Source organism: Phytobacter sp. (assembly GCF_059074235.1).
This window is the reverse complement of sequence record NZ_JCACPZ010000004.1, coordinates 504,693-518,747: the sequence shown is the minus strand read 5'-3', so window position 1 is coordinate 518,747 and position 14,055 is coordinate 504,693. Positions and strand designations below refer to the sequence as shown.

Genomic DNA, 14,055 nt, shown 5'->3' with positions numbered 1-14,055 from the left:
GTAAATTGCCCCTCATTAGTTAGGGCTTTATTTATTTTAGTATTAGGAATAATCTGCTTACAGTTGGATAAAAATAGGAATCATTTCAGATGGTTAAAACATTGTTAGATCCGGTTAATAAGATGTTAGCGCATGAGGATTTTGGTCGGTTACTGCTGCGCCTGGCAGTAGGTGGACTGATGTTTTTTCACGGTTTCCACAAGCTGATGGACGGTACTGATGGTATCGCCGGTATGTTAGTTGCGAAAGGATTGCCTGGTTTTATCGCGTATGGGGTACTGGTGGGTGAAGTGCTTGCCCCCATTCTTATCGTCATTGGCGTCTTTACCCGCCCGGCTGCGCTGGTTCTGGCCTTCACTATGGTGGTTGCATGGCTGATGGTCGGTGTCGGTAAAACCGGTGCCCTGGATGCGACGGGTGCCTGGGCTATCGAAAGTCTGGTTTACTTCTTTATCGGTGGACTGGCTGTGGCCTTCCTGGGTGCGGGCCGTTACTCCCTCATTCCTTCCCTGAAATAATAAAAAGGCCTTCCCGTTTGGGAAGGCCTTTTTCCTGTGCCGGTATGCTAGTTATGCGAGTACTAAATCACTCTCCGGATGGCATGAGCAAGCCAGTACATAGCCGTCAGTAATCTCCTGCGGGGTCAACGTCATCGTACTGTTGACGCTGTACTTCCCGGAAATCACCTTCGTTTTGCAGGATCCGCACACGCCCGCCCGGCAGGCAGCATTCACAGGTACTTTATTGCTTTCAAAGGCTTCCAGCAAGGTCGTGCCAACGGGCGCATAAAACTCTTTTGCTGGCTGGAGCTTGGTGAATTTCAGCCCACTGGTGGCCGCTTCTGCGACCGGCGTGAAGAATTTCTCGTTAAAGAACTGCGTAACGCCGAGCGCTTTTACATCTTTCTCAACCTGAGCCATATAAGGCGCAGGCCCGCAGGTCATGACGGTGCGTGAGGCAAGATCCGGGACGGCACGCAGCATATCCTGGGTCAAACGCCCGGCCAGGAAACCGTCGGTGGCGTTGTTTTCCGCCACCAGGGTGACCGGGTAATTTTTCCACTCACTGGCAAAAATCACATCCTGCGGTGAACGCACGCTAAAAATAACCTGCACGTCCGTCTGCGGACGGTATTTTGCCAGCCAACGACGCATCGACATGACCGGCGTCACCCCACAACCTGCCGCCAGCAGCAGCAATTTATCATTGGCCTGATTGTCGCAGGTGAAATCACCCTGCGCGTCAGACAACCACAGATAATCGCCGCGTTTGACATCCCGCGTCAGCCAGGAGGAACCGACACCGTCATCCAGACGACGAATGGTCAGCGTGATGTATTCGTTCACCCCTGGCGTCGAGGAAATTGTGTAAGCACGCATCTGCTCTGCACTGTTGCGGATACTCACCAGCGCGTACTGACCTGCGCGGTAAGGGTAATAATCATGGCATAACAGCGACAGCGTCCAGACATCCGGCGTTTCCTGCTGGATGTGGTGAACCTGCATACGCCATGGGCACTGCGGGGTTGGCATCGTCATTCTTTACTCCTTAAGCACCTAACATCTGCTGCAAATCCTGCTCAACGGTCGTGATGGCACGCAGACCGAATTTCTCATTCAGTACAGCCAACAGATCCGGCGTCAGGAAGCCCGGCGCGGTTGGCCCGGTCACGATGTTGGTGACACCCAGTGACAGCAGCGTCAGGAGAATAACGATCGCTTTCTGTTCGAACCAGGAGAGGACCAGTGACAGCGGCAGATCGTTCACGCCACAGCCCAGTTTTTCTGCCAGCGTAACGGCCAGGATAATCGCGGAATAGGCATCGTTACACTGACCGGCATCGACCAGACGCGGCAGGCCTTCGATGTTGCCGAAGTCCAGTTTGTTAAAGCGATATTTGCCGCAGGCCAGGGTCAGGATCAGGCAGTCATCCGGCACGCTGGTGGCGAAATCAGTAAAGTAGTTACGTTCGCCACGTGCGCCGTCACAGCCGCCAACCAGGAAGATGTGACGCAGTTTTTCGCGGCTCACCAGGTCAATCAGGGTATCGGCTGCACCCAGCAGCGTCTGGCGACCAAAGCCAACGGTGATCAGGTGTTCAATTTCGCTGTACGGGAAGCCCGCAAGCTGTTGTGCCTGGTCGATAACGCGGGTGAAATCGTCGCCTTCCAGATGGTTGACGCCCGGCCAGCCGACGATGCTGCGGGTCCAGATACGCTCATCATAAGAACCCACGGTCGGGTCGATGATGCAGTTGGAGGTCATCACAATTGGGCCAGGGAAGCGGGCAAATTCTACCTGCTGGTTCTGCCAGCCGCTGCCGTAGTTACCGACCAGATGCTTGTATTTACGCAGTTCCGGATAACCGTGCGCAGGCAGCATTTCGCCGTGGGTATAGACGTTAACGCCAGTCCCTTCGGTTTGTTGCAGCAGGTTGTGCAGATCTTTCAGGTCGTGACCGGAAATCAGGATGCATTTACCGGCAACGGCTTTCACGTTGACCTGTGTTGGCGTTGGGTGGCCGTAGGCGGTGGTTTCGCCAGCATCCAGAATGCTCATCACTTTAAAGTTCATCTGACCGATTTCCATCGAGCAGTTGAGCAGGGCATTCATATCCGCAGGCCAGGTACCCAGCCATGCCATGATGTTGTGGTACTGCGCGTAGATTTCATTGTCGTACTGACCAAGGACATGGGCATGTTCCATGTACGCTGCTGCACCTTTCAGGCCGTAGAGGCAGAGAAGACGCAGACCAAGAATGTTTTCACCGATAACGGCCTTATCAATGTTTGGCGTAAACGCAGCGGCCTGGCGTTGAAGGTCGCCCAGGTCATCGCTTAACAGTTGCAGGTCAGCCATCGGGTTTTCAACGGTGGCAGAAGGATCTTTGCTCAGGCACTGCGCTTTTAACGTTTCACGGTAAGCAATTGCTTCACGCGCATAACCGACAATACGCACGGAATCGAAGTTGACGTTGGTCAGAGTAGAGAAGAAGGCGCGCGGGGCGAAATTATCGATGTCATGAACGATAATATCGTACTCACGTGCTTTGCTGGCCCAGGCTGAAAGCCCCTGAAGTGCTGCGATCAGCAGGTCCTGCAGGTCCGATGTTTCGGCCGTTTTGCCGCACATACCCTGCGCATAAGCGCAGCCATCGCCCGCCGGGGTACGGATGGTTTGTTCACATTGCACACAAAACATAGTCACACCTTATAAGTTTTAAAGTTATATTTGAAATACATGTTTAAGATTAAGCGTGTGCGTAACGGCTTAAAAGATGTTTTTTATACAACTTAAAGAGAGATTGATTTAGCGCAACTTTAGTGACGACATTCTACCGCCAAAGAGGTAACTGCGCGGAAGTGGAGATGTTAAATATTAAAAGGAATAATTCTCAATAACATTTCTGGTATTGCTGCCGGGTCTGGTAGAACACCGTTCCCGGCTGAGGGTCGGATATTATTTCATCTCTTCCAAGATGATTATCATGGATAAGTTTAGTGCCGTTTTTCCAGAAGAGTGCGATATAAAATACCGCCTAAAATACCGCCAGCAATCGGGGCTAACCAGAATAACCATAATTGCTCCAGTGCCCAGGTTCCCTGGAATATGGCCACCGCAGTACTGCGTGCCGGGTTAACGGAAGTATTGGTGACGGGAATACTTATTAAATGGATCAGGGTGAGTGACAGACCGATCGCAATAGGGGCAAAGCCAACAGGGGCTGATTTATCGGTAGCACCATGAATAATCATAATAAATCCGCATGTCAGAACGAGTTCTATTACAACGGCTGATAATAATGAATAGTTTCCCGGAGAGTGATCACCGTAACCATTGGCCGCAAATCCACTGGTTGCAGCATCAAACCCCACTTTCCCGCTGGCAATGAGGTACAGCACGGCTGCCGCAATAATACCGCCGACGACCTGGGCCACAATATACCCGGCAATCTCTTTTCCCGGGAAACGTCCGCCAGCCCATAATCCCAGCGTTACAGCTGGGTTAAAGTGGCCACCGGAAATATGCCCAACTGCATAAGCCATAGTCAAAACCGTTAAACCAAATGCCAGAGCAACACCGACAAAACCAATTCCCAGTTCTGGAAATGCTGCTGCCAGAACAGCACTTCCACAGCCACCCAATACCAACCAAAATGTACCAAAACATTCGGCTGTTAATTTTCTAAACATAAATTCCTCTATAAAGATCATACGTCCTGTGATATCAGCCAAAATAATATGGACTGACGCGTCGCTATTTTAGAAATAGTGCGAGTGTGCTAGCCAGATAAATAAATAGTCTTAGTTTGATTTAGGGCAAAGAGGAGTAAATATTGTGACTCGAATGAAAGAACGTAAGTGAGATATTTTCAAATGAAGCAGAGTTTTAAGAATATATCAAATGTGCTCCGACTTTGTGGTGCGGAGATATAACCGTTTTTATACCGATGCGTAAATACGGTTTTTCCCCGGGCATCCTACCGCTATACTCAAGGTAACTTTATGGAAAATGGCATGTTTCCCGGAGGGGCTATGATTCTTGAGCGTGTGGACATTGTAGGGTTTCGCGGTATTAACCGCTTATCGCTGATGCTGGAGCAGAACAACGTCCTGATCGGGGAAAATGCCTGGGGTAAATCCAGCCTGCTGGACGCATTGACGCTATTGTTGTCGCCGGAAACGGATTTGTATCACTTCGTTCGCGACGATTTTTGGTTTCCTCCCGGTGATATTCAGGGCCGCGAACATCATCTGCATATCATTTTGACGTTTCGTGAATCCGAACCAGGGCGCCATTTGGTCCGTCGCTACCGCCCACTAGGAGAGTGCTGGGTACCTTGCAGCGATGGCTATCATCGGCTCTTTTATCGGCTTGAAGGCGAGTTGGCGGAAGATGGCAGTGTGATGACATTACGCACGTTCCTGGACGCCCGGGGTGATCCTCTTAGGTTAAGCGACATCGATGATTTTGCTCATCATCTGATTCGACTCATGCCTGTGCTTCGCCTGCGAGATGCCCGCTTTATGCGTCGTATTCATGGTGGTGGTCATACCCAGGCACCGGAAATTGAGGCCACTGCCCGGCAGTTGGATCTGCTATCCCGTGAGCTAGTTGCCCGACCACAAAATCTCTCTGATGCGCAAATCCGGCATGGCTTATCGGCGATGGTCCAGTTGCTTGAGCACTATTTTGCTGAACAGGGGAGTGGCCCTTCTCACCAGAGGCTGATGCGTCGTCGTTCCCATGATGAGCAGCGTAGCTGGCGCTATCTGGACGTTATCAACCGGATAATTGATAAACCCGGTGGGCGCATGTATCGCGTCATCCTGCTGGGCTTCTTTGCCACCTTGTTGCAGGCCAAGGGGAATGTGCAACTGGATCGCGATGCGCGTCCATTACTGCTGGTCGAAGATCCTGAAACGCGACTCCATCCGATTATGCTCTCTGTAGCCTGGCATCTGCTTAATTTGCTGCCTCTGCAACAGATAACCACGACCAATTCGGGGGAATTGCTTTCATTGACGCCGGTGGAGCATGTTTGTCGCCTGGTGAGGGAGTCTTCACGCGTTGCGGCATGGCGTTTAGGGCCTGGCGGAATGAATGCTGATGAGGGGCGTCGTATTGCTTTCCATATTCGCTTTAATCGCGCCTCGTCGCTCTTCGCCCGCTGCTGGCTGCTGGTGGAGGGGGAGACGGAAACCTGGGTGATTAATGAGTTTGCTCGCCAGTGCGGGCACCACTTTGATGCCGAAGGGGTCAAAGTGATTGAGTTTGCCCAGTCGGGTTTGAAACCTCTGGTGAAATTCGCTCGGCGTATGGGTATTGAGTGGCATGTTCTGGTGGATGGCGATGATGCCGGGAGAAAATATGCCGCAACGGTTCGGGGGCTCTTAAACGGAGACGGCGACCATGTGCGGGATCACCTGACCGAATTACCCGCATTGGACATGGAACACTTCATGTACCGCGAAGGTTTTGCTGACGTCTATCATCGTGTTGCACAACTGCCAGAGAAAGTACCGATGAATATGCGCCGTATCATTACTAAAGCCATCCATCGTTCGTCTAAACCGGATCTGGCGATTGAGGTCGCGATGGAAGCAGGCAGGCGCGGCGTAGAATCAGTACCGCACCTGCTGCGTAAGATGTTTTCGCGCGTGCTTTGGCTGGCGCGAGGTCGGGCGGATTAACGTTTCAGTGCGGCTGCGATTTGCGCCTGCAGTGAATCCAGTAATTCATAACGGCGGCGGTATTCAGAGCGTTTTTTACTGGCAATCTCTTCCATCGGCTTACGTGCGATAGTGGAAGGCAGAAGGAACGTGCCGTCGGCATTTTGCTCGCCAGAGAGTGACTGCCAGAAACTGTCGTAGTCTGCGAACAGCTTGCCTTGTTTTTTCTTGCGATAGCGCCAGCTTTTATAAATATGCGTGGTGTTACTGACCGCAATGATCTGCTCCATGCCCATGAATGTCGCCAGCTCAGTACAGGCTTCCAGTAACAAACGTTTCGGGAACAGGCCGTGGCAGGCTTTGGTTGCAGACTGAATGGCCTCATGGGACACATTGGCTTTTGCCCCTTGCAATCCACCGATAAACAGCGTGCGCTTACCCTGATATTCGCAGAGGGCGAAAGTCATTTCTGCCAGCGGCGTCTGCTGGGCATCACAGAAGATCAGTGTTGCTTCACCTTCTTTATCCAGATTGGCCTCGGCGACCAGACGGATGTTGTAAAGCTCCTCGCTTTTTCCGGTAAGCTCCGCCAGGGTAATACCCTGCGACGTGAAATAGCTCATGCGTACGGGCGCAGACAGGTGGGTGGCGAAGATCTGGTAATGATAAGCCAGCGCTGCCAGCGTCTGTTTTCTGTCCATTACCAGCGACAGCCAGGGGCGATGCAGTCGGCAAGGTAAACCCGGCTGCGCGTGCAGCATTGGCAGAATGTCCGGATGCTTGGCTAAATCCGCCAGCAAAGTCGATGTGCTGAGCGGCATCAGCAGTGAGCGCATCATGAATTTACGGCGATAAGCCGGGTTATGCCAGGCGAGTCCGGGTCTTAGCATGCCCGTTGCGAGAGCTCGGAAAAGCTGCCAGCCTGTCTGGGTGACAGGTGAGCCTGGTGAAGATGCGTCAGCAATGATAGACATGGAATAACCTGAAAAAAGAGTGGTGATTCGGCTATTTAAACAAGCGAAGCTTCAACGGCAGATAAATGGATTTCAGAGTGTATAAAAAGATTACGTTCCGTTAGGACACTGTTTAGTTATTATTGGCATCAATAGCGTTAGTGAAGACATTAGGAATTTTTATGAATTTTAAGGGAAAACGCAAAAAACGCTGGTTGCTACTGGCTTTGTTGGTGATGCTGGCCGGATTCTGGTTATGGCGTCAGTTGAATGCGCCAGTGCCGCACTACCAGACACTGATTGTACGTCCTGGTGAACTTTCACAAAGCGTGCTGGCGACGGGAAAGCTTGATGCTCTTCGTAAGGTCGATGTGGGTGCTCAGGTCAGCGGGCAGTTGAAAACCTTGTCGGTCAGTATCGGTGATAAAGTTAAAAAAGATCAGCTGTTGGGGGTTATCGACCCCGAGCAGGCCGAGAACCAGATCAAAGAAGTTAACGCAACGCTGATGGAGCTGCGGGCACAACGTCGGCAGGCCGAAGCAGAGCGAAAACTCGCAAGCGTAACGCTGGGGCGTCAGCAGCAACTGATAAAAAACAATCTGGTATCACGGCAGGATTTGGACAGCGCCGCAACAGAGCTGGCAGTAAAAGAGGCGCAGATCGGCACCATTGATGCGCAGATCCAGCGCAACCAGGCCACACTTGATACCGCCAAAGCTAACCTTGATTACACCCGCATCGTGGCCCCTATGGCAGGTGAAGTGACCGAAATCACCACATTGCAGGGGCAGACGGTCATCGCTGCTCAACAGGCTCCGAACATTCTGACCCTGGCAGATATGTCCACCATGCTGGTGAAAGCGCAGGTTTCAGAGGCTGATATTATTCATCTTAAACCCGGTCAAAAAGCCTGGTTTACTGTGCTTGGCGATCCGGATACCCGTTATGAAGGCAAGCTGAAAGATATTCTGCCGACGCCAACCAAAGTGAATGATGCCATCTTCTATTATGCGCGCTTTGAAGTGCCTAACCCGCAAGGCGTCCTGCGATTGGAAATGACTGCACAGGTGCACATTCAATTGAGTGGTGTGAAGAATGTACTCACCGTTCCTCTGTCATCACTGGGCGATCCGGTGGGTGATAACCGCTATAAAGTGAAGCTGCTACGAAATGGCGAAGTGCGGGATCGCGAAATCACATTGGGTATGCGTAATGACACTGACGCAGAAGTGACCAAAGGGCTTGAAGCGGGTGACGAGGTGATCGTCACGACAACGCCTGCCGGAGTGGGGCAATGACAGTGCTTCTTGACCTGAGCAATATTCGTCGTAGTTATCCCTCAGGCGACGGTCAGGTGGAGGTGCTCAAGGGCATCTCTTTGCAGATCCATGCAGGCGAAATGGTGGCGATTGTCGGAGCCTCTGGCTCAGGTAAGTCGACGCTGATGAACATTCTCGGTTGCCTGGATAAGCCTTCGAGCGGCACGTATCGTGTTGCAGGAACAGATGTGTCAACGCTTAATAGCGATGCGCTTGCCCGTCTGCGTCGGGAACATTTTGGTTTTATCTTCCAGCGCTATCATCTGCTTTCGCACTTAACGGCCGCGCAGAACGTCGAAGTTCCGGCGGTGTATGCGGGTGTTGAACGAAAAGCCCGCCTTGCCCGTGCGCAGGAACTGCTCGCCCGCCTGGGGTTAAGCGAGCGTGAAGAATACTCTCCTTCGCAGCTTTCCGGTGGTCAGCAGCAGCGGGTCAGTATTGCCCGTGCGCTGATGAACGGTGGGCAGGTTATCCTTGCTGATGAACCGACCGGGGCACTGGACAGCCATTCCGGTGAAGAGGTGATGGCTATCCTTCACCAACTGCGCGAGCGTGGGCACACCGTTATTATCGTTACGCATGATCCGGAAGTGGCAGCCCAGGCGCAGCGAGTCATTGAAATTCGTGACGGCGAAATTATTGCCAATCCTCCTGCGCAGGTATCGGCTTCGTCGCAGACGTTGAAGGCTGAACCCGAGAATGCCCCGGCTATGCGTCAGTTTTCGGGGCGTTTTCGCGAAGCCCTGATGATGGCGTGGCGCGCAATGGCCGCCAACAAAATGCGTACGCTGCTTACCATGCTGGGAATCATTATCGGCATCGCGTCGGTGGTCTCTATCGTGGTGGTAGGCGATGCTGCCAAACAACTGGTGCTGGCAGACATTCGCTCGATTGGCACTAACACGATTGATATCTATCCCGGCAAAGATTTTGGTGATGACGATCCGCAGTATCAGCAGGCGTTAAAGTATGACGACCTTGTCGCCATCCAAAAACAGCCCTGGGTACAATCCGCAACACCTGCTATTTCGCAAAACCTGCGGCTACGCAACGGTAATATTGATGTGGCTGCGAGTGCCAATGGCGTCAGTAGCCAGTACTTCAACGTCTACGGAATGACCTTCAGCGAAGGCAGCACCTTTAATGAGGAGCAGCAGAAGGGGCGGGCGCAGGTGGTCGTGCTCGACAACAATACCCGACGCCAGCTGTTCCCGAATAAAGCGAATGTCGTGGGAGAAATTATCCTGGTAGGCAATATGCCGGCCACGGTTATTGGTGTGGCGCAGGAGAAGCAATCGATGTTTGGCAGCAGTAAAATTCTGCGCGTCTGGCTGCCTTATTCCACGCTCTCAGCCCGTGTGCTGGGGCAATCCTGGCTCAATTCCATTACCGTGCGTGTCAATGAAGGCTATGGCAGTACGCAGGCTGAGCAGCAACTCGAACGGCTGTTGACGTTGCGTCATGGGAAGAAAGATTTCTTCACCTGGAACATGGACGGCGTCTTGAAAACGGCGGAAAAGACCACACGTACTCTTCAGCTGTTCTTAACACTGGTGGCGGTTATCTCTCTGCTGGTGGGGGGGATTGGCGTGATGAACATCATGTTGGTGTCCGTGACTGAACGCACCCGCGAGATTGGTATCAGGATGGCGGTAGGCGCTCGGGCTAGTGATGTACTGGCGCAATTTCTGATTGAAGCCGTGCTGGTGTGTCTGGTGGGTGGTGCTCTGGGTGTGACGCTATCGATGGCGATTGCTTTCACGCTGCAGTTGTTCTTGCCGGGGTGGGAAATTGGTTTCTCGCCGGTTGCACTCATAACAGCGTTTGCCTGTTCAACCTTTACCGGTGTGCTGTTCGGCTGGTTACCGGCCCGCAGTGCGGCGCGACTTGACCCGGTTGATGCACTGGCCCGCGAGTAAATAAAAATGCCAGTCGACTGGACTGGCATTTTAACTGCGGGATGTACACAATGAAAGAAGTGACGTCAGGCCACGGCTTCCATTTCGAGAGGCACGATAAGGCTGGCATGATTGCCTTTGGGGCCTTGATGTACATCAAACCGGACGGTTTGCCCGGCTTTTAGCGTTCTGTAACCATCCATTTGAATGGTGGAGTAATGCGCGAAGATATCTTCGCCGCCGCCTTCAGGGCAAATGAAGCCAAACCCTTTTGCATTGTTGAACCACTTAACAGTACCCGTTTCCATGCTTCGACATCCTTCGTAAATCTTATTTAAGTAAGATGGAATGAACCGGTGGCAGAGTGTGGCGGTTGTTCAAAACCTCGCCAACTCTCGACAGTACAATTTAGAGAAATCGGGCAACGCGTCAAGCGTTTGGCAGGGGTTCTGAGGGGTGTATCAATCAAAAATTTGAAGCAGTTAACGCTATTGAAAGGGTTTGTGACAGCCGTCGCGGATGACAACGATAGATGATAGTTATCTAACACCTGATGTAGATTTAAAATACATCTAGAATCATGTAATCGGTCGATTGAACGTCGCCGGAACCTGTAACCTAAGATGAAAACTGACGATGGGCAAAAGCAATAGTTGGCTGGATTTTGACCACCTGGCGGATGAAAAACTGCGTGACGCGCTAAAACCGCCATCGATGTATAAAGTGATGTTAATGAACGATGACTACACGCCGATGGAATTTGTTATTGACGTGCTACAAAAGTTCTTTTCTTATGATGTAGAACGTGCAACGCAACTGATGCTTACCGTGCACTATCGTGGAAAGGCCATTTGTGGAATTTTCACCGCCGAAGTCGCAGAAACGAAAGTGTCTATGGTGAACGATTACGCCCGGGAGAACGAGCATCCGTTGCTGTGTACGCTGGAAAAGGCCTGATTACAGGCGTGAAATTGGGGGAGGTGCCAATGCTCAATCAAGAACTGGAACTCAGTTTAAACATGGCTTTCGCCAGAGCGCGTGAGCACCGACATGAGTTTATGACTGTCGAACATCTGTTACTGGCACTGCTCAGTAACCCCTCGGCCCGTGAAGCGCTGGAAGCGTGTTCAGTGGACCTGGTGGCGTTGCGGCAGGAACTCGAAGCCTTCATCGAACAAACCACACCCGTCCTGCCGATGAGTGAAGAGGAGCGCGACACTCAGCCGACGCTCAGCTTCCAGCGTGTTCTTCAGCGTGCGGTGTTTCACGTCCAGTCCTCCGGTCGTAGCGAAGTGTCCGGGGCGAACGTGCTGGTTGCAATATTCAGCGAGCAGGAGTCGCAAGCGGCTTATCTGTTACGCAAACATGAAGTCAGCCGCCTTGATGTGGTGAACTTTATCTCCCACGGCACCCGTAAAGACGAGCCGGGACAGTCTTCTTCTTCTGACTCTGGCAGTCAGGCCAATAACAACGAAGAGCAAGCAGGCGGGGAGGAACGTATGGAAAACTTCACCACCAACCTTAATCAGCTTGCTCGCGTCGGCGGAATCGATCCGCTGATTGGCCGCGACAAAGAACTTGAGCGTGCTATTCAGGTACTCTGCCGTCGCCGTAAAAACAACCCGCTGTTGGTCGGTGAGTCTGGTGTGGGTAAAACGGCCATTGCTGAAGGTCTGGCATGGCGTATTGTGCAGGGCGATGTGCCAGAAATCATGGCCGACTGCACCATTTACTCGCTTGATATCGGCTCACTGCTGGCGGGTACCAAATATCGCGGCGATTTCGAGAAACGCTTTAAAGCGCTGCTGAAACAGCTTGAGCAGGACACCAGCAGCATTCTGTTCATCGATGAGATCCACACCATTATCGGTGCGGGTGCGGCATCGGGTGGGCAGGTTGATGCCGCCAACCTGATCAAACCGTTGCTCTCCAGCGGTAAAATTCGTGTGATGGGTTCCACGACCTATCAGGAATTTAGCAACATCTTCGAGAAAGATCGTGCGCTGGCACGCCGCTTCCAGAAAATTGATATCACTGAGCCTTCTGTTGAAGAGACGGTGCAGATCATTAATGGCCTGAAACCGAAATACGAAGCGCATCATGATGTGCGTTACACGGCGAAAGCAGTCCGTGCAGCCGTGGAGCTGGCGGTGAAATACATTAACGACCGCCATCTGCCGGATAAAGCGATTGACGTGATTGATGAAGCTGGTGCACGTGCACGCCTGATGCCGATCAGCAAGCGCAAGAAAACCATTAACGTGGCGGATATCGAATCGGTCGTCGCGCGTATTGCACGTATTCCTGAGAAGAGTGTTTCGCAAAGCGATCGCGATACGCTGAAGAGCCTCGGCGAACGTCTGAAAATGTTGGTCTTTGGTCAGGATAAAGCCATTGAGGCCTTAACCGAAGCCATTAAGATGAGCCGTGCGGGCCTCGGTCAGGATCATAAACCGGTTGGTTCTTTCCTGTTTGCCGGTCCAACAGGCGTCGGGAAAACCGAGGTGACGGTGCAGCTTTCCAAAGCTCTTGGGATTGAACTGCTGCGTTTTGATATGTCCGAATATATGGAACGTCACACCGTCAGCCGTTTAATCGGTGCGCCTCCGGGTTATGTGGGCTTTGACCAGGGCGGTTTGCTGACTGACGCGGTTATCAAACATCCGCATGCGGTACTGCTGCTTGATGAAATCGAAAAAGCGCACCCGGATGTCTTTAACCTGCTGCTGCAGGTGATGGATAACGGTACGCTGACCGACAACAACGGGCGTAAAGCAGATTTCCGCAACGTGGTTCTGGTGATGACTACCAACGCCGGCGTACGCGAAACGGAGCGTAAATCTATTGGTCTTATCCATCAGGACAACAGCACTGATGCGATGGAAGAGATCAAAAAGATCTTTACGCCAGAGTTCCGCAACCGTCTGGACAACATTATCTGGTTCGATCACTTGTCTACTGACGTTATCCATCAGGTTGTCGACAAGTTCATTGTTGAGCTTCAGGTGCAGCTGGACCAGAAAGGCGTGTCGTTGGAAGTTAGCCAGGATGCTCGCAACTGGCTGGCAGAAAAAGGTTACGATCGTGCCATGGGTGCACGTCCGATGACCCGTGTTATTCAGGACAACCTGAAAAAACCGCTGGCTAACGAACTGCTGTTTGGCTTGTTAGTCGACGGTGGTCAGGTCACAGTAACACTGGAAAACGATGAGCTGAAATATGGTTTCCAGAGTGCGCAGAAGCATAAACCGGAAACGGCGCATTGATTGTGATTTAGCTAAAATAAAAACCGGACGTGAGTCCGGTTTTTTTATGCCTGAAAACGGCGAACACTATTAACGTGCCTAAACGACAAAAGCCGGACAACTGTCCGGCTTTCTGAAATTCGCACGAAGCGTCGTGGCTAACGGTGATTAACGGCTACGGAAGACAATGCGGCCTTTGCTCAGGTCGTACGGGGTCAGCTCAACAGTCACTTTATCGCCCGTCAAAATGCGGATGTAGTTTTTACGCATTTTACCGGAGATATGCGCAGTGACCACGTGACCGTTTTCAAGTTCTACGCGGAACATAGTATTAGGCAACGTATCCAGAACGGTGCCTTGCATTTCAATATTGTCTTCTTTGGCCATCTAATCCTCGGGGGTATCACTACCATATTTTTTTGAACCGGCAAGATAATGCCCAAGTTCGTCTGTTAAGTAAAGATTTG

12 protein-coding genes and 1 pseudogene are annotated in these 14,055 nt (G+C 51.9%); 7 read left to right on the top strand and 6 right to left on the bottom strand.

What is annotated here, in order from left to right:
- The first annotated feature begins 89 nt into the window (after positions 1-89).
- Entirely contained in the window at positions 90-518 is a 429-nt protein-coding gene (locus AC5JPW_RS06470; RefSeq protein WP_494239021.1) for a DoxX family protein, read from the top strand.
- 51 nt (positions 519-569) lie between these two features.
- Here AC5JPW_RS06470 and hcr read toward each other — a convergent pair whose 3' ends face one another.
- From hcr to aqpZ, 3 genes are all read right to left on the bottom strand, one after another.
- The gene (gene hcr, locus AC5JPW_RS06465; RefSeq protein ID WP_494239019.1) at positions 570-1,538 is read right to left on the bottom strand and encodes an NADH oxidoreductase; all 969 of its coding nucleotides are present in this window, start codon (positions 1,536-1,538) and stop codon (positions 570-572) included.
- Positions 1,539-1,548: 10 nt separating this feature from the next.
- Positions 1,549-3,201, bottom strand: a complete 1,653-nt coding sequence (gene hcp, locus AC5JPW_RS06460) for a hydroxylamine reductase (RefSeq protein ID WP_494239017.1) — start codon at positions 3,199-3,201, stop codon at positions 1,549-1,551.
- A gap of 296 nt (positions 3,202-3,497) precedes the next feature.
- A complete protein-coding gene (aqpZ, locus tag AC5JPW_RS06455) occupies positions 3,498-4,193 on the bottom strand; it encodes an aquaporin Z (RefSeq protein ID WP_494239016.1) in 696 nt (231 codons plus the stop codon).
- A gap of 342 nt (positions 4,194-4,535) precedes the next feature.
- Here aqpZ and AC5JPW_RS06450 point away from each other — a divergent pair, with 342 nt between their 5' ends.
- A complete protein-coding gene (locus tag AC5JPW_RS06450) occupies positions 4,536-6,194 on the top strand; it encodes an ATP-dependent endonuclease (protein ID WP_494239015.1) in 1,659 nt (552 codons plus the stop codon).
- Here AC5JPW_RS06450 and AC5JPW_RS06445 read toward each other — a convergent pair.
- Positions 6,191-7,147 (bottom strand): VirK/YbjX family protein, encoded by a 957-nt coding sequence (locus AC5JPW_RS06445; protein WP_494239013.1) that lies wholly within the window; start codon positions 7,145-7,147, stop codon positions 6,191-6,193. The genes AC5JPW_RS06450 and AC5JPW_RS06445 overlap by 4 nt on opposite strands.
- A 161-nt stretch (positions 7,148-7,308) precedes the next feature.
- Here AC5JPW_RS06445 and macA point away from each other — a divergent pair, with 161 nt between their 5' ends.
- Both macA and macB read left to right on the top strand, forming a co-directional pair.
- Complete coding sequence (gene macA, locus AC5JPW_RS06440) at positions 7,309-8,424, top strand: macrolide transporter subunit MacA (RefSeq protein WP_494239012.1); 1,116 nt, start codon at positions 7,309-7,311, stop codon at positions 8,422-8,424.
- Positions 8,421-10,364, top strand: coding sequence for a macrolide ABC transporter ATP-binding protein/permease MacB (gene macB, locus AC5JPW_RS06435; protein WP_494239011.1), 1,944 nt, complete (start codon positions 8,421-8,423; stop codon positions 10,362-10,364). Before macA ends, macB begins: the two co-directional genes overlap by 4 nt.
- Positions 10,365-10,429: 65 nt before the next feature.
- Here macB and cspD read toward each other — a convergent pair whose 3' ends face one another.
- On the bottom strand, positions 10,430-10,651 hold the full coding sequence (cspD, locus tag AC5JPW_RS06430) for a cold shock-like protein CspD (protein WP_437431279.1): 222 nt from the start codon (positions 10,649-10,651) through the stop codon (positions 10,430-10,432).
- A 152-nt stretch (positions 10,652-10,803) separates the two neighbouring features.
- Between cspD and AC5JPW_RS06425 the strand changes: the two are divergent.
- The 3 genes and pseudogenes from AC5JPW_RS06425 (at position 10,804) to clpA (ending at position 13,609) form a co-directional block, all read left to right on the top strand.
- Positions 10,804-10,879: pseudogene (locus AC5JPW_RS06425) on the top strand (hypothetical protein).
- Positions 10,880-10,979: 100 nt separating this feature from the next.
- Complete coding sequence (gene clpS, locus AC5JPW_RS06420) at positions 10,980-11,300, top strand: ATP-dependent Clp protease adapter ClpS (RefSeq protein ID WP_437431280.1); 321 nt, start codon at positions 10,980-10,982, stop codon at positions 11,298-11,300.
- Positions 11,301-11,329: 29 nt separating this feature from the next.
- On the top strand, positions 11,330-13,609 hold the full coding sequence (gene clpA, locus AC5JPW_RS06415) for an ATP-dependent Clp protease ATP-binding subunit ClpA (protein WP_494239008.1): 2,280 nt from the start codon (positions 11,330-11,332) through the stop codon (positions 13,607-13,609).
- 147 nt (positions 13,610-13,756) lie between these two features.
- Here clpA and infA read toward each other — a convergent pair whose 3' ends face one another.
- On the bottom strand, positions 13,757-13,975 hold the full coding sequence (gene infA / locus AC5JPW_RS06410; protein WP_002211347.1) for a translation initiation factor IF-1: 219 nt from the start codon (positions 13,973-13,975) through the stop codon (positions 13,757-13,759).
- Positions 13,976-14,055: the final 80 nt, after the last annotated feature.